The 19,676-nt window shown below is 56.0% G+C and carries 15 protein-coding genes, 1 tRNA gene and 3 rRNA genes; 3 read left to right on the forward strand and 16 right to left on the reverse strand.

What is annotated here, in order from left to right; translation table 11 throughout:
* The 5 genes from iscU to trmJ form a co-directional block, all read right to left on the reverse strand.
* Positions 1-387 (reverse strand): Fe-S cluster assembly scaffold IscU, encoded by a 387-nt coding sequence (iscU, locus tag HU759_RS25020; RefSeq protein WP_003175965.1) that lies wholly within the window; start codon positions 385-387, stop codon positions 1-3.
* Positions 388-486: 99 nt separating this feature from the next.
* Positions 487-1,701 (reverse strand): IscS subfamily cysteine desulfurase, encoded by a 1,215-nt coding sequence (locus HU759_RS25025; protein WP_017135944.1) that lies wholly within the window; start codon positions 1,699-1,701, stop codon positions 487-489.
* Between the two features lie 50 nt (positions 1,702-1,751).
* Positions 1,752-2,243 (reverse strand): Fe-S cluster assembly transcriptional regulator IscR, encoded by a 492-nt coding sequence (iscR, locus tag HU759_RS25030; RefSeq protein WP_003194020.1) that lies wholly within the window; start codon positions 2,241-2,243, stop codon positions 1,752-1,754.
* A 299-nt stretch (positions 2,244-2,542) separates the two neighbouring features.
* A complete protein-coding gene (gene cysE / locus HU759_RS25035; RefSeq protein WP_017135943.1) occupies positions 2,543-3,328 on the reverse strand; it encodes a serine O-acetyltransferase in 786 nt (261 codons plus the stop codon).
* Between the two features lie 2 nt (positions 3,329-3,330).
* Positions 3,331-4,101 (reverse strand): tRNA (cytosine(32)/uridine(32)-2'-O)-methyltransferase TrmJ, encoded by a 771-nt coding sequence (gene trmJ, locus HU759_RS25040; RefSeq protein ID WP_003210307.1) that lies wholly within the window; start codon positions 4,099-4,101, stop codon positions 3,331-3,333.
* A gap of 145 nt (positions 4,102-4,246) precedes the next feature.
* On the opposite strand from trmJ, the gene suhB reads away from it, so the two are divergent.
* Entirely contained in the window at positions 4,247-5,062 is an 816-nt protein-coding gene (gene suhB, locus HU759_RS25045; protein WP_003175971.1) for an inositol-phosphate phosphatase, read from the forward strand.
* Positions 5,063-5,250: 188 nt separating this feature from the next.
* Here the strand turns inward: suhB and HU759_RS25050 are convergent, their stop codons facing one another.
* The 6 genes from HU759_RS25050 to queA all read right to left on the reverse strand — a co-directional run bounded on the left by HU759_RS25050 (position 5,251) and on the right by queA (position 11,342).
* Positions 5,251-5,793: a glycine zipper 2TM domain-containing protein gene (locus HU759_RS25050; RefSeq protein ID WP_017135941.1), complete on the reverse strand. Its 543-nt coding sequence runs from the start codon at positions 5,791-5,793 to the stop codon at positions 5,251-5,253.
* Positions 5,794-5,916: 123 nt separating this feature from the next.
* A complete protein-coding gene (gene secF, locus HU759_RS25055; RefSeq protein WP_017135940.1) occupies positions 5,917-6,831 on the reverse strand; it encodes a protein translocase subunit SecF in 915 nt (304 codons plus the stop codon).
* Positions 6,832-6,840: 9 nt separating this feature from the next.
* A complete protein-coding gene (secD, locus tag HU759_RS25060; RefSeq protein WP_017135939.1) occupies positions 6,841-8,712 on the reverse strand; it encodes a protein translocase subunit SecD in 1,872 nt (623 codons plus the stop codon).
* A gap of 62 nt (positions 8,713-8,774) precedes the next feature.
* Entirely contained in the window at positions 8,775-9,113 is a 339-nt protein-coding gene (gene yajC, locus HU759_RS25065) for a preprotein translocase subunit YajC (RefSeq protein WP_003175975.1), read from the reverse strand.
* A gap of 43 nt (positions 9,114-9,156) precedes the next feature.
* Positions 9,157-10,272 (reverse strand): tRNA guanosine(34) transglycosylase Tgt, encoded by a 1,116-nt coding sequence (tgt, locus tag HU759_RS25070; protein WP_003175976.1) that lies wholly within the window; start codon positions 10,270-10,272, stop codon positions 9,157-9,159.
* A gap of 5 nt (positions 10,273-10,277) precedes the next feature.
* Complete coding sequence (queA, locus tag HU759_RS25075) at positions 10,278-11,342, reverse strand: tRNA preQ1(34) S-adenosylmethionine ribosyltransferase-isomerase QueA (RefSeq protein WP_138453875.1); 1,065 nt, start codon at positions 11,340-11,342, stop codon at positions 10,278-10,280.
* A 108-nt stretch (positions 11,343-11,450) separates the two neighbouring features.
* Here queA and HU759_RS25080 point away from each other — a divergent pair.
* A tRNA-Leu gene (locus HU759_RS25080) sits at positions 11,451-11,535 on the forward strand.
* Between the two features lie 446 nt (positions 11,536-11,981).
* Here the strand turns inward: HU759_RS25080 and rrf are convergent.
* The 3 genes from rrf to HU759_RS25095 form a co-directional block, all read right to left on the reverse strand.
* Positions 11,982-12,097, reverse strand: a 5S ribosomal RNA gene (gene rrf / locus HU759_RS25085).
* A gap of 151 nt (positions 12,098-12,248) precedes the next feature.
* Positions 12,249-15,140 (reverse strand): 23S ribosomal RNA (locus HU759_RS25090).
* A gap of 278 nt (positions 15,141-15,418) precedes the next feature.
* A 16S ribosomal RNA gene (locus HU759_RS25095) occupies positions 15,419-16,955 on the reverse strand.
* Together the 16S, 23S and 5S rRNA genes form the textbook arrangement of a ribosomal RNA operon.
* A gap of 650 nt (positions 16,956-17,605) precedes the next feature.
* Here HU759_RS25095 and HU759_RS25100 point away from each other — a divergent pair.
* The gene (locus HU759_RS25100; protein WP_099489620.1) at positions 17,606-17,935 is read left to right on the forward strand and encodes a hypothetical protein; all 330 of its coding nucleotides are present in this window, start codon (positions 17,606-17,608) and stop codon (positions 17,933-17,935) included.
* Between the two features lie 199 nt (positions 17,936-18,134).
* Here the strand turns inward: HU759_RS25100 and HU759_RS25105 are convergent, their stop codons facing one another.
* On the reverse strand, positions 18,135-18,785 hold the full coding sequence (locus tag HU759_RS25105) for a glutathione S-transferase (protein ID WP_099549468.1): 651 nt from the start codon (positions 18,783-18,785) through the stop codon (positions 18,135-18,137).
* A gap of 47 nt (positions 18,786-18,832) precedes the next feature.
* Positions 18,833-19,468 carry a LysE family translocator gene (locus HU759_RS25110; RefSeq protein WP_186618493.1) on the reverse strand — a complete coding sequence of 212 codons (636 nt, stop codon included), beginning with the start codon at positions 19,466-19,468 and terminating at the stop codon, positions 18,833-18,835.
* Positions 19,469-19,676: the final 208 nt, after the last annotated feature.

Below are 19,676 nucleotides of genomic sequence, written 5' to 3' on the forward strand. Positions count from 1 at the left end.
TTAGATCAAGCCTTTCTTCTGCTTGTAGTCGCGAACGGCCGCCTTGATGGCGTCTTCGGCGAGTACGGAGCAGTGAATTTTCACTGGCGGCAGGGCCAGTTCTTCAGCCAGCTGGGTGTTGCTGATGGTGACAGCCTCATCCAGGGTCTTGCCTTTCATCCACTCGGTAGCGAGGGAGCTTGAGGCAATGGCGGAACCGCAGCCGTAAGTCTTGAACTTGGCGTCTTCGATAACGCCAGCGTCGTTGACCTTGATCTGCAGGCGCATCACATCGCCGCACGCCGGAGCGCCGACCATGCCAGTGCCGACATCAGGGTCTTCCGCGTTCATCTTGCCGACGTTGCGCGGGTTTTCGTAGTGGTCGATGACCTTTTCGCTGTAAGCCATGGTACTGAATCCTCACTCATCAGGGCCGCTCTGGAACCCTGTAAAAACGCCTGCGTTTTCCGCCACGTTCTTACAGAGCTTGGGTGGCGGCTTCTATAGTTAGTGTGCCGCCCACTCGATCTTGGAGATATCGACACCGTCTTTGTACATGTCCCACAGCGGCGACAGAACGCGCAGCTTGTTGACGGCTTCGCAGACTTTCTGCGCGGCGTAGTCGACTTGCTCTTCGGTGGTGAAACGGCCGAACGTAAAGCGGATCGAGCTGTGTGCCAGTTCGTCGTTGCGGCCCAGGGCGCGCAGAACGTACGAAGGCTCAAGGGAAGCCGAGGTGCAGGCCGAACCGGACGAAACCGCCAGGTCCTTGAGCGCCATGATCAGCGACTCGCCTTCGACGTAGTTGAAGCTCAAATTCAGGTTGTGCGGTACACGGGCGGTCATGCTGCCATTGATGTACAGCTCTTCAAGGTTCTCGACCTGCTTGTAGAAGCGATCGCTCAGCGCCTTGATACGGATGTTTTCGGCAGCCATGTCTTCTTTGGCTACACGGAAGGCTTCGCCCATGCCGACGATCTGGTGAGTCGCCAGGGTGCCGGAACGCATGCCGCGCTCGTGACCGCCGCCGTGCATGGTGGCTTCGATGCGCACCCGAGGCTTGCGGCTCACGTATAGCGCGCCGATGCCTTTAGGGCCGTAAGTCTTGTGGGCAGAGAACGACATCAGGTCGACTTTCAGCTTGGACAGGTCGATATCAACCTTGCCGGTGGACTGAGCAGCGTCGACGTGCAGCAGAATGCCTTTGGAGCGCGTCAGCTCGCCAATGGCTGCGATGTCGTTGATGGTGCCGATTTCGTTGTTCACGTGAATCACGGAAACCAGGATGGTGTCTTCACGCAGGGCCGCTTCGATCATGGCCGGCGTGACGATACCGTCGGTGGTTGGTTCAAGGTAGGTAACCTCGAAACCTTCACGCTCCAGTTGGCGCATGGTGTCGAGGACAGCCTTGTGCTCAATCTTGGTGGTGATCAGGTGCTTGCCCTTGGTCGCGTAGAAATGCGCCGCGCCCTTGATTGCCAGGTTGTCGGATTCGGTAGCACCGGAAGTCCAGACGATTTCCCGCGGATCGGCGCCTACTAGGTCGGCGACTTGGCGACGAGCGTTCTCGACCGCTTCCTCGGCTTTCCAGCCGAATACGTGGGAACGGGAGGCTGGGTTGCCGAAGTTTCCGTCAACCAGCAGGCATTCGCTCATCTTTTGCGCGACACGCGGATCAACCGGGGTGGTCGCTGAGTAATCAAGGTAAATCGGCAATTTCATGGACTTTCTCCTAAATCAGGCTGGCTGGCGTGCCGTTAGCTCTTCGGCTGTCACTCGACGGCGGACGCTTCAATCTTGTCCAGACGCGGCGCCTTGGTGTTGCAACGGCGCTGGTCCTGACGCTGGGCTACTTCTTGCACCTCACGGCGAGTCACAAGATCAGCCAAGCTGATACCACTCAAAAACTCATGGATCTGCAGGCTCAAGTCACACCACAAGTGGTGGGTCAGGCAGGTGTCGCCGGCATGGCAGTCTCCCAAACCCTGGCATTTGGTGGCATCGACGGATTCGTTCACCGCGTCGATCACCTGAGCTACCTGAATGCCCTGCATATCGCGGGACAATTGATAACCGCCGCCCGGCCCACGCACGCTGGAAACCAAGTTGCTACGGCGCAATTTGGCGAACAACTGCTCGAGATAGGACAGGGAAATGCCTTGGCGCTCGGAGATATCGGCCAGGGACACCGGCCCAGTTTGCGCGTGCAAGGCCAGGTCAAGCATGGCGGTCACCGCGTATCGGCCTTTTGTAGTCAGTCTCATGGACAAGTACCAAGGTGTTTCAGAATGGGAGCAAGTATGCGATTCCCGAGTATTTAAGTCAACTATAAGACCTAGTACTTTAGTCAGGATTACCCGTAAAAAGGGCGCGCGAATAATAGCAGGGTGGGGTGGGGACGAACAGCGGGAACCGGGCCACGACTCAATCTCAAGACCAATGGAAGCCAAATGTGGGAGCTGGCTTGCCTGCGATAGCGGTGGGTCAGCACCCCCTAAATGAGCTGGCAGACCGCTATCGCAGGCAAGCCAGCTCCCACAGAAGGTTTTATCGCGCTTAAGATTTAGCCAGCCTTGGTGGTGGCAGCTTCAACCTTGATCTCGGCGAAGTCTTCTTCGCGCAGCTCAGGCAGATCTTTTGCGCAGTAGCTACTGCCCAACTCCTTCAATGCGCCGCACATACCGTCCAGCTTGCCATCCACGGCCTGCAGGTGGTCGAGCAACTGGCCAATGGCACGCGCCACCGGGTCGGGCATGTCTTCGCTGACACCGTAGGCATCGAAACCGATCTTCTCAGCCATCGCTTTGCGCTTGGCTTCCTGCTCGTCGCCGAGCTCCGGCTTGACGATGATGCGGCCGGGAATGCCCACCACCGTCGCGCCAGGCGGCACAGCCTTGGTCACCACAGCATTGGAGCCCACTTTGGCACCCGCGCCGACAGTGAACGGGCCAAGCACCTTGGCACCCGCCCCCACCACTACGCCATCGCCCAATGTCGGGTGGCGCTTGCCTTTATTCCACGTTGTGCCACCCAGGGTCACGCCCTGATACAGCGTCACGTCATCACCGATTTCGGCGGTTTCGCCAATCACGATGCCCATGCCATGGTCGATAAAGAAGCGACGACCCACCTTGGCGCCTGGATGAATCTCGATTCCGGTCAACCAGCGCCCAAAGTTCGACACCAGCCGTGCCAGCCATTTCCAGCCCATGCCCCATAAGACTGCGGACAGGCGGTGAATCCAGATCGCGTGCATGCCTGGGTAGCAGGTCAGCACTTCAAAGGCGTTGCGCGCCGCCGGGTCACGGTGGAAAACACTCTGGATATCTTCTCGCAAACGCTCGAACATTTTTAATCCTTCCGTTTAAGAAGCTCACCACGGGCCGCTTTCTGGGTTTCCGTGAGGATGCCACGCAATATGTTCATTTCTGCCCGGCTTACCGAGCTACGGCCGTACAAGCGACGCAGGCGTGCCATCAAGTGCCGTGGTTTTTCCGGATCGAGAAACTCGATGGCCACCAGGGTTTGCTCCAGGTGCTCATAGAATCGCTCCAACTCGTCCATGGTGGCCAACTCGCCACTCTTGGTCGATGCGACCTCATCCTTCTCGACCTTGCTCGGCTGGCCTTCTGCAGCCAGCCAGGCCATGCGCACTTCGTAACTCAACACCTGCACCGCTGCCCCGAGGTTCAGCGAACTGAACTCAGGGTCTGATGGGATGTGCACGTGGTAATGACATCGCTGCAGCTCTTCATTGGTCAGGCCGGAGTCTTCACGGCCAAACACCAAAGCGATTTCAGCGCCACCTGCTGCCTCTTCCACCACCTTGGTGCCGCATTCGCGCGGATCCAGCAGTGGCCAGGGGATTCGACGGTCGCGAGCACTGGTGCCAAGCACCAGGTTGCAGCCGACCAAAGCGTCTTCCAAAGTGGCGACGACCTGGGCTTTTTCAAGGATGTCATTGGCGCCGGATGCACGGGCATCGGCCTCGTGGTGCGGGAACACACGCGGCTCGACCAGCACCAGGCGCGTCAGCCCCATGTTTTTCATGGCTCGCGCCACCCCGCCGATGTTGCCGGGATGACTGGTATTGACGAGGACGACACGGATGTTTTGCAGCAAGGGAGGCGCTCTCGGACACAGGAAAGGGGAGCAAATCTTACAGAACAGCCTAAGGTTATGCCATGAAAGCTAACGTCGTCCTTCACCTGAAGAAAGTTTCTGCTAGAATGCCCGGCTTTCTTTAACAACCTTAGGTGACACATCCATGCAGCCCATGCTGAATATCGCGCTGCGCGCCGCCCGCAGCGCCAGTGAATTGATCTTCCGCTCCATCGAGCGCCTGGATACCATCAAGGTCGACGAAAAAGACGCCAAGGATTATGTATCCGAGGTGGATCGCGCCGCTGAGCAAAAAATCATCGACGCGCTGCGCAAGGCCTACCCTACCCACGGCATCCTCGGTGAAGAAACCGGCTTGCACAAAGGCAGCGGCGAAGGCGAAGACTACCTGTGGATCATCGACCCACTGGATGGCACCACCAACTTCCTGCGCGGCATCCCACACTTTGCAGTCAGCATCGCCTGCAAATACCGTGGCCGCCTTGAACACGCCGTCGTACTCGACCCGGTTCGCCAGGAAGAATTCACCGCCAGCCGTGGCCGTGGCGCCCAACTGAACGGTCGTCGCCTGCGCGTCAGCGGCCGTACCAGCCTGGACGGCGCCCTGCTGGGCACTGGCTTCCCGTTCCGTGACGACCAGATGGACAACCTGGAAAACTACCTGGGCATGTTCCGCGCCCTGGTTGGCCAGACCGCCGGCATCCGCCGCGCCGGTGCTGCCAGCCTGGACCTGGCGTATGTTGCCGCCGGTCGTTTTGATGCGTTCTGGGAGTCGGGCCTGTCCGAATGGGACATGGCTGCAGGCGCCCTGCTGATCCAGGAAGCTGGTGGCCTGGTGAGCGACTTTACCGGTGGTCACGATTTCCTTGAGAAAGGCCATGTGGTCGCCGGCAACACCAAATGCTTCAAGGCAGTACTGACGGCGATCCAGCCGCACCTGCCGGCTTCGCTGAAGCGCTAAGCGAGCGAGCACAAAAAAGCACCCCAAGGGGTGCTTTTTTTATGCCTGGGATTTGCTATCCCAGCAGCCAACACAATCCAATGTAGGAGCTGGCTTGCCTGCGATAGCGGTCTGCCAGCTAGCTAATGGGTTACTGACCCACCGCTATCGCAGGCAAGCCAGCTCCCACACTTGGATTGATGTCAGCCTTACTGCTGGTTTTGGCCCAGGATCAGACGACCTTCCTTATCCACTGGAATCTGGCCGCCCGGATCACGGTCCATACGTACCGAACCTTCCTTACCGTCCAGGTTGTAGCGCACGTCATAACCAACAACCTTGTCACTGATATCGTTGACCGTGCTGCAACGCTGCTGCGTGGTGGTGTAGGTATCGCGGTTCTGCATACCTTCCTGCACCTTGTTACCGGCGTAACCGCCACCGACAGCACCGGCTACAGTAGCCAGCTTCTTGCCATTACCGCCACCGACCTGGTTGCCCAACAAGCCACCGGCCAGCGCGCCAACCACGGTGCCGACGATTTGGTGTTGATCCTGCACCGGCTTCTGCCGGGTCACGGTGACGTCCTTGCAGACCTCACGAGGGGTTTTGATCTGGGTTTTCACCGGCTGCACTGCCAGCACTTGCGCATACTCAGGGCCGCTTTTTACCAGGCTGTAGGTGGCAACAGCACCCCCGGCAGTCACACCGACAGCACCCAATACCGCACCAACCAGTAACGACTTGTTCACGTGAACCTCCTGACCATCACAAGCGGACCGAAACGTCCGCGCTATACCCAGCCTTGGAGCAAAAAAAAAGGCACGAGTTCAATACTCGTGCCTTCTTTGTAACAGCGTATCAACGAACGCCCATCAAGGACGGTCGTCGACCTCCTTGCCGGTAGCGGCAGGTGGGATCAAATCTTCGCTGTTGAGGTTCAGCCAAATCAGCACCACGTTAGCGATGTAGATCGACGAGTAGGTACCCGCCAGAACGCCGATGAACAGTGCCAGGGAGAAGCCCCACAGATTGTCGCCACCGAAGATCATCAGTGCAGCAATCGCCAGCAAGGTGGAGATCGACGTCGCCATGGTCCGCAGCAAGGTCTGGGTGGTGGAGATGTTGATGTTCTCGACCAGAGTAGCCTTGCGCAGTACACGGAAGTTCTCACGAACCCGGTCGAATACCACGATGGTGTCGTTGAGCGAGTAACCAATGATCGCCAACACCGCCGCCAGCACCGTCAGGTCGAAGGTGATCTGGAAGTACGCCAGGATACCCACGGTGACGATTACGTCGTGGATCAGCGACACAATGGCGCCGACGCCGAATTTCCACTGAAAGCGGAACGCCAGGTAGACCATGATGCCGGCCAGCGCCATCAGCATGCCGAGACCGCCCTGGTCGCGCAGCTCTTCACCCACTTGCGGGCCTACGAACTCGACGCGCTTGACCGACGCCGGGTTGTCACCGCCGACCTTCTGCAAGGCTTCGGCTACCTGATGACCCAACTGCGGATCTTCGCCCGGCATACGTACCAGCAGGTCGGTGGTAGCACCAAAGCTCTGCACGATGGCTTCGTGATAGCCGGCCTTGACCAGCTCGCTGCGCACCAGGGTGACGTCGGCCGGCTTCTCGTAGGTCAGCTCGATGAGCGTACCGCCGGTAAAGTCCAGACCGTAGTTCAGGCCCTTATGGAACCAGCTGAACAACGCCAGAACGGTAAGGAGCACTGTGGCGCCGAACGCAATGTTGCGAACGCCCATGAAGTTGATTGTACGTAACATGGCAGCCCCTTAAATCCACAACTTCTTGAAGTCACGTCCGCCAAAGATCAGGTTGACCATTGCGCGGGTCACCATGATGGCCGTGAACATCGAGGTAAAGATACCGAGGGACATGGTCACCGCAAAACCTTTGACCGGGCCGGTGCCCATGGCAAAGAGAATCCCGCCGACCAGCAGAGTGGTCAGGTTGGAGTCGAGAATCGCGGTAAATGCCCGGCCGAAGCCTTCGTTGATTGCACGTTGTACGGTCATGCCCGCCGCGATCTCTTCACGAATACGCGAGAAGATCAGTACGTTGGCATCTACGGCCATACCCATGGTGAGTACGATACCGGCGATACCTGGCAGGGTCAGTGTTGCGCCCAGCAGCGACATCAGTGCCAGCAGCATCACCATGTTGCCCGCCAGGGCCACGGTGGCGATGACGCCGAAGAAGCGGTAGATGGCGATGATGAACAAGGACACAAACAGCATGCCCCACAAGGCCGCATCGATACCCTTGGTGATGTTGTCGGCACCCAGGCTCGGGCCAATGGTGCGCTCTTCAGCGAAGTACATCGGCGCCGCCAGGCCACCCGCACGCAGCAGCAGTGCCAGCTCGGAAGATTCGCCCTGGCCATTCAGGCCGGTAATGCGGAATTGAGCACCCAGCGGCGACTGGATGGTCGCCAGGCTGATGATTTTCTTCTCTTCCTTGAAGGTCTGCACCGGCACGTCTTTCTCGACACCGTCGACCATTTGTTTGGTGTAGGTGGTGACCGGGCGTTGCTCGATGAAGATCACCGCCATGCTGCGACCGACGTTACTGCGCGTGGCGCGGCTCATCAGGTCACCGCCATGGCCATCCAGACGGATGTTCACTTCCGGAGTACCGTGCTGCGAATCGAAACCCGCCTTGGCGTCAGTCACCTGATCACCGGTGATGATCAAGCCACGCTCGATCAGCGCTGGAGGACGGTTGCCTTCACGGAACTCGAATTCTTCGGCAGTCGCGCGAGTCGCACCCGGCTCAGCCGCCAGACGGAATTCCAGGTTGGCGGTTTTACCCAGGATACGCTTGGCTTCAGCGGTATCTTGTACGCCTGGCAGTTCAACCACGATGCGGTTGGCGCCTTGACGCTGCACGATCGGCTCAGCCACACCCAGCTCGTTGACGCGGTTACGTACCGTGGTCAAGTTCTGCTTGATGGAGTATTCGCGGATTTCCGCGATCTTGGCCGGGGTCATCGCCAGACGCAGCACAGCCTGACCATTCAGGTCAGCCGGTACGATGTCGAAATCATTGAAGTTCTTGCGCACCAGGGCACGGGCCTGTTCGCGGGTCGCTTCATCAGAGAAGCCCAGCTGGATGGCACCGTTGAGCTGCGGCAGGCTGCGATAACGCACCTTCTCTTTGCGCAGCAGGCTCTTCACGTCGCCTTCGTAAACTTTCAGACGCGCGTCGAGGGCTTTGTCCATGTCGACTTCCAGCAGGAAGTGCACACCACCGGACAAGTCCAGACCCAGCTTCATCGGGTGCGCGCCAATGCTGCGCAGCCATTTTGGCGTGGTCTGTGCGAGGTTGAGCGCGACAACGTAGTCATCACCCATGGCCTTGCGCACGACGTCTTTGGCCGGCAACTGGTCTTCGGCCTTGGTCAGGCGCAACAAACCGCCTTTCGCATCAGACGCCAAGGTTGCCGCTTTTACCTGGATACCGGCGTCGGTGAGCGCTTTGCTCGCACGGTCCAGGTCAGCCTGATTGACCTGCAGCGTAGTGCTGGCGCCAGTGATCTGGATCGCAGGGTCATCAGGATAAAGATTGGGAGCGGAATAAATAAAACCGATCGCCAGCACCGCCAGGATCAGTACGTATTTCCACAGAGGGTATTTGTTCAGCATCACGCCGCCCGCTTATAACGCGGGGCGCCTTGCGCGCCCCGTCGATTGGTAAAGGTTGTTACTCAGATCGCTTTGAGCGTGCCTTTTGGCAGCGTGGCGGCGATGGCGCCCTTCTGGAACTTCATTTCTACGGTGTCGGAGACTTCCAGAACCACGAAAGCATCGGAAACCTTGGTGATCTTGCCGGCGATGCCGCCAGTAGTCACAACTTCGTCGCCTTTCTGCAGGCTGCCCAGCAGGTTTTTCTGCTCTTTGGCGCGCTTGGCCTGTGGGCGCCAGATCATCAGGTAGAAGATGACCAGGAAGCCGACCAGGAAAATCCACTCGAAACCACCACCCATAGGGCCGGCGGCGGCAGGCGCAGCGGCGTCAGCCATGGCATTAGAGATAAAAAAGCTCATTTAGCACTCCAGTTGCAAATAGTGAATCTTAGGGTCGGAAAACTCAGTCCAAGGGCGGCACAGGGAGCCCGCGCTTGGCATAGAAGGCATCGACGAAGGCGGCCAATGTACCCTGTTGAATAGCCTCACGCAAACCAGCCATCAGGACTTGGTAGTGACGCAAATTGTGGATGGTATTCAACATGCTACCCAGCATTTCCCCGCACTTGTCCAGATGGTGCAGATAAGCACGCGAGAAGTTCTGGCAGGTGTAGCAGTCACAGGTGGGATCCAGCGGCGAATCATCATGGCGATGGAACGCGTTACGGATCTTCAGCACGCCTGTATCGATGAACAGATGCCCATTGCGGGCATTACGGGTTGGCATCACGCAATCGAACATGTCCACACCGCGGCGCACACCCTCTACGAGATCTTCCGGTTTGCCAACGCCCATAAGGTAACGAGGTTTGTCAGCGGGCATCAGGCCCGGCAGGTAATCCAGCACCTTGATCATCTCGTGCTTGGGCTCACCTACCGACAGACCGCCGATAGCCAGGCCGTCAAAGCCGATTTTGTCGAGGCCTTCGAGCGAGCGCTTGCGCAGGCTTTCGTGCATGCCGCCCTGGACGATACCGAACAGCGCAGCAGTGTTATCGCCGTGGGCGTTTTTCGAGCGCTGAGCCCAACGCAACGACAGTTCCATGGAGATACGCGCGACATCTTCATCCGCGGGATAAGGCGTGCACTCGTCAAAAATCATCACGATGTCGGAGCCCAGGTCGCGCTGCACCTGCATCGACTCTTCAGGGCCCATGAACACTTTGGAACCGTCCACCGGCGAGGCGAAAGTCACGCCCTCTTCCTTGATCTTGCGCATGGCACCCAGGCTGAATACCTGGAAACCACCGGAGTCGGTGAGGATCGGGCCTTGCCACTTCATGAAGTCATGCAGGTCGCCATGCTTCTTGATCACTTCCGTGCCCGGGCGCAGCCACAGGTGGAAGGTGTTGCCCAGGATGATCTCGGCGCCGGTCGCGACGATGTCACGCGGCAGCATGCCTTTTACAGTGCCGTAAGTGCCCACTGGCATGAACGCCGGGGTTTCGACGGTGCCACGCGGGAACGTGAGGCGACCACGACGAGCCTTGCCATCCGTGGCCAACAATTCAAACGACATACGACTCATAGTTGCTCCTCAAGGCCCGCTTCTTTAGGAGCAGTCGGCGCAGGGTTACGGGTGATAAACATCGCATCACCGTAGCTGAAAAAACGGTATCCATTATCGATGGCAGCTTTATACGCCGCCATTGTTTCTGGATAACCCGCGAAGGCCGACACCAGCATCAGCAGCGTGGATTCCGGCAAATGGAAATTGGTCACCAGGCAATCGACCACATGGAACGGCCGGCCCGGGAAAATAAAGATATCGGTGTCGCCACTGAACGGCTTGAGCACACCATCACGCGCGGCACTCTCCAGCGAGCGCACGCTGGTGGTGCCCACTGCAACCACGCGACCACCGCGCGCCTTGCATGCCGCCACCGCATCCACGACTTCCTGGCTGACTTCCAGCCATTCGCTGTGCATATGGTGGTCTTCGATGTTATCCACACGCACCGGCTGAAACGTGCCGGCCCCCACGTGCAGGGTCACATAAGCGCTTTCGACGCCTTTGGCAGCAATCGCATCCAGCAGCGGCTGGTCAAAATGCAGCCCGGCTGTAGGTGCGGCGACAGCACCGAGGCGCTGCGAGTACACCGTCTGGTAGCGCTCGCGGTCCGAGTCTTCGTCGGGGCGGTCGATATAAGGAGGCAGCGGCATATGGCCGACGCGCTCCAGCAGCGGCAACACCTCTTCGGCGAACTTGAGTTCGAACAACGCGTCATGCCGCGCAACCATCTCGGCTTCGCCACCGCCATCAATGAGGATGCTCGAGCCGGGTTTCGGCGACTTGCTGGAGCGCACATGGGCCAGCACGCGATGGCTGTCCAGCACCCGCTCCACCAGAATTTCCAGCTTGCCGCCGGACGCTTTCTGGCCAAACAGCCGTGCCGGAATCACCCGGGTATTGTTAAACACCATCAAATCGCCTGGGCGCAAATGCTCAAGCAAATCAGTGAATTGGCGGTGTGCGAGGGCACCACTCACCCCGTCCAGGGTCAGCAGTCGACTGGCGCGACGCTCGGCCAAAGGGTGGCGAGCGATCAGCGAATCAGGGAGCTCAAAAGTAAAGTCAGCAACGCGCATGATAGGGTTCGTCTAGCAGGGCCGGGGAGTCTAGCGGAAATAGTGAAAATAGACCATGAAACGTGATTGACCAACGGTAATCTCATCTCTATACTTCGCCGCCATTGAGCCCTGATGGCGGAATTGGTAGACGCGGCGGATTCAAAATCCGTTTTCGAAAGGAGTGGGAGTTCGAGTCTCCCTCGGGGCACCATCTTAAAGAAAGACCTTGAATTTCAAGGTCTTTTTTTTCGTCTGTAGAAAAGTGAGATTCCAGCGCTGGCCGCCGCAATGGCGCCCAGAAGGCAAAATCATGAAAGAACAAGCCCTATGACCATAAGCCCTTTCAAAACCTCGTGAGCGCCTTCAGAGGCCGTCGGAGCGTTGCGATTATCCTACCGCCCTCGACCCATATAACGACCTTTCACGATCTGATGAGCCTGGGAGACAGCAGAGTGTCAGCATTCATGTAGAGATAACCAGTGAGCCAGTCTTCTGGAATGGCAAGGAGGCGAGCGCCTGGAGGCGTTTTGACGCGTGCTGTGCACCCGTTAGTGCGCATTGACGGTGGCTTTTTCGCGGGATGGCTTGCGGGATTCTTTTCGACCGCCCAAAACAAAACCCCTGATTGCGTTAGCAATCAGGGGTTTCGGAATTTAATCTTGACGATGACCTACTCTCACATGGGGAAACCCCACACTACCATCGGCGATGCATCGTTTCACTACTGAGTTCGGGATGGGATCAGGTGGTTCCAATGCTCTATGGTCGTCAAGAAATTCGGGTACTGAGTCGTAGCCAGTTGGCTTCGCTTCAGCAAATTGGGTATGTGACAGCTTTCGGTGTTTTGTGAGCGTCGAACTTTCGGTTCATCTCGTCTTCACACACCGCAATCTGGCCTTTCGACTCAAATTGCTTGGGTGTTATATGGTCAAGCCTCACGGGCAATTAGTATTGGTTAGCTCAACGCCTCACAGCGCTTACACACCCAACCTATCAACGTCGTAGTCTTCGACGGCCCTTCAGGGGACTCAAGGTCCCAGTGAGATCTCATCTTGAGGCTAGTTTCCCGCTTAGATGCTTTCAGCGGTTATCTATTCCGAACATAGCTACCCGGCAATGCCACTGGCGTGACAACCGGAACACCAGAGGTTCGTCCACTCCGGTCCTCTCGTACTAGGAGCAGCCCCTCTCAAATCTCAAACGTCCACGGCAGATAGGGACCGAACTGTCTCACGACGTTCTAAACCCAGCTCGCGTACCACTTTAAATGGCGAACAGCCATACCCTTGGGACCGGCTTCAGCCCCAGGATGTGATGAGCCGACATCGAGGTGCCAAACACCGCCGTCGATATGAACTCTTGGGCGGTATCAGCCTGTTATCCCCGGAGTACCTTTTATCCGTTGAGCGATGGCCCTTCCATACAGAACCACCGGATCACTAAGACCTACTTTCGTACCTGCTCGACGTGTCTGTCTCGCAGTCAAGCGCGCTTTTGCCTTTATACTCTACGACCGATTTCCGACCGGTCTGAGCGCACCTTCGTACTCCTCCGTTACTCTTTAGGAGGAGACCGCCCCAGTCAAACTACCCACCATACACTGTCCTCGATCCGGATAACGGACCTGAGTTAGAACCTCAAAGTTGCCAGGGTGGTATTTCAAGGTTGGCTCCACGCAGACTGGCGTCCACGCTTCAAAGCCTCCCACCTATCCTACACAAGCAAATTCAAAGTCCAGTGCAAAGCTATAGTAAAGGTTCACGGGGTCTTTCCGTCTAGCCGCGGATACACTGCATCTTCACAGCGATTTCAATTTCACTGAGTCTCGGGTGGAGACAGCGCCGCCATCGTTACGCCATTCGTGCAGGTCGGAACTTACCCGACAAGGAATTTCGCTACCTTAGGACCGTTATAGTTACGGCCGCCGTTTACCGGGGCTTCGATCAAGAGCTTCGCGTTAGCTAACCCCATCAATTAACCTTCCGGCACCGGGCAGGCGTCACACCCTATACGTCCACTTTCGTGTTTGCAGAGTGCTGTGTTTTTAATAAACAGTCGCAGCGGCCTGGTATCTTCGACCGGCATGAGCTTACGGAGCAAGTCCTTCACCCTCACCGGCGCACCTTCTCCCGAAGTTACGGTGCCATTTTGCCTAGTTCCTTCACCCGAGTTCTCTCAAGCGCCTTGGTATTCTCTACCCAACCACCTGTGTCGGTTTGGGGTACGGTTCCTGGTTACCTGAAGCTTAGAAGCTTTTCTTGGAAGCATGGCATCAACCACTTCGTTAACTAAAAGTTAACTCGTCATCAGCTCTCGGCCTTAGAATCCCGGATTTACCTAAGATTCCAGCCTACCACCTTAAACTTGGACAACCAACGCCAAGCTGGCCTAGCCTTCTCCGTCCCTCCATCGCAATAACCAGAAGTACAGGAATATTAACCTGTTTTCCATCGACTACGCTTTTCAGCCTCGCCTTAGGGACCGACTAACCCTGCGTCGATTAACGTTGCGCAGGAAACCTTGGTCTTTCGGCGTGGGTGTTTTTCACACCCATTGTCGTTACTCATGTCAGCATTCGCACTTCTGATACCTCCAGCAAGCTTCTCAACTCACCTTCACAGGCTTACAGAACGCTCCTCTACCGCATCACTTACGTGATACCCGTAGCTTCGGTGTATGGTTTGAGCCCCGTTACATCTTCCGCGCAGGCCGACTCGACTAGTGAGCTATTACGCTTTCTTTAAAGGGTGGCTGCTTCTAAGCCAACCTCCTAGCTGTCTAAGCCTTCCCACATCGTTTCCCACTTAACCATAACTTTGGGACCTTAGCTGACGGTCTGGGTTGTTTCCCTTTTCACGACGGACGTTAGCACCCGCCGTGTGTCTCCCATGCTCGGCACTTGTAGGTATTCGGAGTTTGCATCGGTTTGGTAAGTCGGGATGACCCCCTAGCCGAAACAGTGCTCTACCCCCTACAGTGATACATGAGGCGCTACCTAAATAGCTTTCGAGGAGAACCAGCTATCTCCGAGCTTGATTAGCCTTTCACTCCGATCCACAGGTCATCCGCTAACTTTTCAACGGTAGTCGGTTCGGTCCTCCAGTTAGTGTTACCCAACCTTCAACCTGCCCATGGATAGATCGCCCGGTTTCGGGTCTATTCCCAGCGACTAGACGCCCTATTAAGACTCGCTTTCGCTACGCCTCCCCTATTCGGTTAAGCTCGCCACTGAAAATAAGTCGCTGACCCATTATACAAAAGGTACGCAGTCACAGAACAAAGTCTGCTCCCACTGCTTGTACGCATACGGTTTCAGGATCTATTTCACTCCCCTCTCCGGGGTTCTTTTCGCCTTTCCCTCACGGTACTAGTTCACTATCGGTCAGTCAGTAGTATTTAGCCTTGGAGGATGGTCCCCCCATATTCAGACAAAGTTTCTCGTGCTCCGTCCTACTCGATTTCATGACTAAGAGATTTTCGCGTACAGGGCTATCACCCACTATGGCCGCACTTTCCAGAGCGTTCCGCTAATCTCAAAGCCACTTAAGGGCTAGTCCCCGTTCGCTCGCCACTACTAAGGGAATCTCGGTTGATTTCTTTTCCTCAGGGTACTTAGATGTTTCAGTTCCCCTGGTTCGCCTCTTACGCCTATGTATTCAGCGTAAGATAACCATCTTATGATGGCTGGGTTCCCCCATTCAGACATCTCCGGATCAAAGTCTGTTTGCCGACTCCCCGAAGCTTTTCGCAGGCTACCACGTCTTTCATCGCCTCTGACTGCCAAGGCATCCACCGTATGCGCTTCTTCACTTGACCATATAACCCCAAGCAATCTGGTTATACTGTGAAGACAACATTCGCCGAAAATTCGAATTTCTCAATTAAGAGAACTCACAAATTTTACCTTAGCCTGATCCGTTACCAGTGAAAGTAACGATCAGTCTATCTTTCTATCACATACCCAAATTTTTAAAGAACGGTTCTGAAAAAGATCAGAGCTAATTATTCGATTCGAATAGTTAGCTCTGCACTTTTACAAACGCATGAATCAAGCAATTCGTGTGGGAACTTATGGAGCAGCTGATGTCGTCGATTAAGGAGGTGATCCAGCCGCAGGTTCCCCTACGGCTACCTTGTTACGACTTCACCCCAGTCATGAATCACACCGTGGTAACCGTCCTCCCGAAGGTTAGACTAGCTACTTCTGGTGCAACCCACTCCCATGGTGTGACGGGCGGTGTGTACAAGGCCCGGGAACGTATTCACCGCGACATTCTGATTCGCGATTACTAGCGATTCCGACTTCACGCAGTCGAGTTGCAGACTGCGATCCGGACTACGATCGGTTTTGTGGGATTAGCTCCACCTCGCGGCTTGGCAACCCTCTGTACCGACCATTGTAGCACGTGTGTAGCCCAGGCCGTAAGGGCCATGATGACTTGACGTCATCCCCACCTTCCTCCGGTTTGTCACCGGCAGTCTCCTTAGAGTGCCCACCATGACGTGCTGGTAACTAAGGACAAGGGTTGCGCTCGTTACGGGACTTAACCCAACATCTCACGACACGAGCTGACGACAGCCATGCAGCACCTGTCTCAATGTTCCCGAAGGCACCAATCTATCTCTAGAAAGTTCATTGGATGTCAAGGCCTGGTAAGGTTCTTCGCGTTGCTTCGAATTAAACCACATGCTCCACCGCTTGTGCGGGCCCCCGTCAATTCATTTGAGTTTTAACCTTGCGGCCGTACTCCCCAGGCGGTCAACTTAATGCGTTAGCTGCGCCACTAAAAGCTCAAGGCTTCCAACGGCTAGTTGACATCGTTTACGGCGTGGACTACCAGGGTATCTAATCCTGTTTGCTCCCCACGCTTTCGCACCTCAGTGTCAGTATTAGTCCAGGTGGTCGCCTTCGCCACTGGTGTTCCTTCCTATATCTACGCATTTCACCGCTACACAGGAAATTCCACCACCCTCTACCATACTCTAGTCAGTCAGTTTTGAATGCAGTTCCCAGGTTGAGCCCGGGGATTTCACATCCAACTTAACAAACCACCTACGCGCGCTTTACGCCCAGTAATTCCGATTAACGCTTGCACCCTCTGTATTACCGCGGCTGCTGGCACAGAGTTAGCCGGTGCTTATTCTGTCGGTAACGTCAAAACAGCAAAGTATTAATTTACTGCCCTTCCTCCCAACTTAAAGTGCTTTACAATCCGAAGACCTTCTTCACACACGCGGCATGGCTGGATCAGGCTTTCGCCCATTGTCCAATATTCCCCACTGCTGCCTCCCGTAGGAGTCTGGACCGTGTCTCAGTTCCAGTGTGACTGATCATCCTCTCAGACCAGTTACGGATCGTCGCCTTGGTGAGCCATTACCTCACCAACTAGCTAATCCGACCTAGGCTCATCTGATAGCGCAAGGCCCGAAGGTCCCCTGCTTTCTCCCGTAGGACGTATGCGGTATTAGCGTCCGTTTCCGAACGTTATCCCCCACTACCAGGCAGATTCCTAGGCATTACTCACCCGTCCGCCGCTCTCAAGAAAAGCAAGCTTCTCTCTACCGCTCGACTTGCATGTGTTAGGCCTGCCGCCAGCGTTCAATCTGAGCCATGATCAAACTCTTCAGTTCAAACATCTTTGGGTTTTTAAGAAACCCTAAACTTGGCTCAGCAATCGCTGGTTACATCTTTGATTTCTCGCGGAGTAACTTGTGATGCTGATAATCTTGTTGACTATCAGTCTGACTCCACAAGCACCCACACGAATTGCTTGATTCAGTTGTTAAAGAGCGGTTGGTTAAGACCTTTCGCCTCAACCGAGGCGCGCATTCTACAGCAGCCTCATTTACTGTCAAGTGATTTCTTTATCAAAATCAACTACTTGAACCAGAACCGGCTTCAAGCTGCTCGTCAGCGGGAGGCGAATAGTACAGTATTCAAATATGTGGTCAACCCCCTTCCTGAAATTCTTTTCGATTAATCCACAGTGCCACGGTTGCAGCTATATAGAGTGTTCGATCGCCTGACAGCGCGGCTCATGGCAAACGCGCGACCTCGCCCAGGCGTTACGGTTTGCAATCGGCGGCGAGGAAAAGCCGGCGAATCAGCAGACCTGGCATTTGCGTAGGCGCGCAATGCCCCTTCAGCCCCTGACTATCAAACCGACTCTCACCCGCTTTTACACAGGTCCGAAAGAAAGCCATTGAAATTCAAGGGCTTTTTTTTCGCCCGCAGAAACGTGAGTATGTGCGGGCGAACGCAGACATGAGGAATCGGAACCATGGAATTGACGCTGGAAGCTGTTGCGCTTTTTGCTCTCAAGCTGGTGCATGAGACGGACGGCGCGAGCCCGTTGCTGCGCGATGACCTGGTGATGGATGGGTATGAGCGCGAAGTGTTTGGGTTGTTGGTGCGCCAGGGGGATTTGGCGACGATTCAACACAAGCTTAATGAGTGCATTGCCCAGGCCTTGAATGCACTAGGCGGCGCCGACACGGTGCTGGGCCGTGAACTGCTCAAACTGTTTACAGATGTGCAACAGGCCAGCAGCCTTGATGAGCTAAGTACCCCGCTGATTACCCTCAAAGACTATCTGAAAGATATCCAGTGAGTCGGTGATCAACATACCGGCCAGGTACACCATCAATACGGCTACGCCAGCGTCCAGGCATCGCCAGACCACGGGCGTGCGAAACAGCTAGGTCAATCGCTGGCATCCCAGCGCCAACCAGATTAACGGCGCCGGCAGGACTCGCTGAGCAACAGCTTTTCAAGACCAGAAGTTTCAACGCCCCTTCTGATCCCCTCGGCTAATAATCCAACCGACCGAAAAGCTCTTCGAAAGGGATCATGACGTGCTCGCGATAAGCTTCACGCTCCCGGAGTCTTTGATACCACGCCTCAACGTGAGGAATGAGTGGGCGGGAAATAGCTAAAGAGAAGTAACGGTACAGATGTGTGCCAACAGTAATGTCTGCCAACGACAAACGTTCCCCACCCAGAAAGGGCTGCTCGCTCAAGACCTGGTCAAGTAACTCAAAATATTGATCGCAGAGGCTGATGCTTTTTTCGATAGCTTGCGGATCCCGCAACGCCTCAGGGGTTCGGTAAAAGCCCCAAAACACACCATTTAAAAACGTCGGCTGCAAGCTGGTTTGAGACCAATCCATCCAACGGTCAACTTGAGAGCGCTGAGCTGGGTCCTCACTCCAGAAACCAGATGCCCCATGACGCGCGGCAAGGTATCTGAGAATACTGTGCGACTCCCACACCACTGTCCCGTCGTCATCTTTTATGACAGGCACGCGCCCATGGGGGTTCATGCGCAGAAACGCTGGCGAATCCTTGAGGCCGTATTGGCCGCCCGCGGGAATATGGCGGTGGGCCAGACCTAACTCACCTATAAGCCACATGACCTTCTGAACATTGAATGACGAACGTCGCCCCCACACTTCAAGCATGCAACCTCCTGTTAACCACCCCTAACTACAACGTTGCAACCACCCTCTTACCGCCGCCCTTCAACCGCCATCCGCACAGCCAAGCCCATCAGCACCGAACCCATCACCCAACGCTGAACCGCCTGCCAGCCTGGACGGGTGACGAAGAACACGGCGATGGAACCCGCCATCATTGCAATCACCGCATTGACGCTCACGCTGATGGCAATCTGCGTAAAACCCAGGATCAGTGATTGCATCAGCACACTGCCATGCCCATTCGGGTCAATAAAATGCGGCAACAACGACAAATACATCACCGCCACTTTGGGGTTCAGCAGGTTGGTCACCAAGCCCATCATGAACAACTTGCGTGGGCTGTCCTGGGGCAAGTCCCGCACTTGAAACGGCGACCGGCCACCCGGCTTCACCGCCTGCCAGGCCAGGTACACCAGGTACAACGCGCCACCGAGCCGCAGCGCGTCGTAGGCAAAAGGCACGGCCATCACCAATGCGGTAATCCCCAGCGCCGCGCAGAACATATAAACGAGGAAACCCAAGGCAACGCCACCGAGGGAAATCAACCCGGCCGTGCGCCCCTGGCAGATCGAGCGGGAAATGAGGTAAATCATATTCGGCCCGGGCGTCAGCACCATGCCGAGGGAGATCAGACCATAAGCAAGCCAGCTGGACAGTTCGGGCATGGTGTCGCTCCTGCAGTATTGTGCTGGGTGCCATGGTAGAGCGTTGAAAAGCAGGGCGTTAGATACAGATCCGCGAGCAAAACGTCATACACCGCTCACGGTAAGGCACATGATCGACTTCGCCTCGCTGCCGTACACAAACATCGCGCACGTTTGATCTGGATTCTGCAGGCAAAAAAATACCCTGGCGTCCCAAGGTCTTTTTTAC

It is taken from the genome of Pseudomonas sp. OE 28.3 (assembly GCF_014268205.2).
In the GTDB taxonomy this organism is placed as follows: domain Bacteria; phylum Pseudomonadota; class Gammaproteobacteria; order Pseudomonadales; family Pseudomonadaceae; genus Aquipseudomonas; species Aquipseudomonas edaphica.

Coding starts and splice junctions, on each gene's coding strand:
- iscU (WP_003175965.1), bottom strand. CDS start 387: ATGGCTTACAGCGAAAAGGTCATCGACCACTACGAAAACCCGCGCAAC.
- HU759_RS25025 (WP_017135944.1), bottom strand. CDS start 1,701: ATGAAATTGCCGATTTACCTTGATTACTCAGCGACCACCCCGGTTGAT.
- iscR (WP_003194020.1), bottom strand. CDS start 2,243: ATGAGACTGACTACAAAAGGCCGATACGCGGTGACCGCCATGCTTGAC.
- cysE (WP_017135943.1), bottom strand. CDS start 3,328: ATGTTCGAGCGTTTGCGAGAAGATATCCAGAGTGTTTTCCACCGTGAC.
- suhB (WP_003175971.1), top strand. CDS start 4,247: ATGCAGCCCATGCTGAATATCGCGCTGCGCGCCGCCCGCAGCGCCAGT.
- secF (WP_017135940.1), bottom strand. CDS start 6,831: ATGTTACGTACAATCAACTTCATGGGCGTTCGCAACATTGCGTTCGGC.
- secD (WP_017135939.1), bottom strand. CDS start 8,712: ATGCTGAACAAATACCCTCTGTGGAAATACGTACTGATCCTGGCGGTG.
- yajC (WP_003175975.1), bottom strand. CDS start 9,113: ATGAGCTTTTTTATCTCTAATGCCATGGCTGACGCCGCTGCGCCTGCC.
- tgt (WP_003175976.1), bottom strand. CDS start 10,272: ATGTCGTTTGAATTGTTGGCCACGGATGGCAAGGCTCGTCGTGGTCGC.
- queA (WP_138453875.1), bottom strand. CDS start 11,342: ATGCGCGTTGCTGACTTTACTTTTGAGCTCCCTGATTCGCTGATCGCT.
- HU759_RS25100 (WP_099489620.1), top strand. CDS start 17,606: ATGGAATTGACGCTGGAAGCTGTTGCGCTTTTTGCTCTCAAGCTGGTG.
- HU759_RS25105 (WP_099549468.1), bottom strand. CDS start 18,785: ATGCTTGAAGTGTGGGGGCGACGTTCGTCATTCAATGTTCAGAAGGTC.
- HU759_RS25110 (WP_186618493.1), bottom strand. CDS start 19,468: ATGCCCGAACTGTCCAGCTGGCTTGCTTATGGTCTGATCTCCCTCGGC.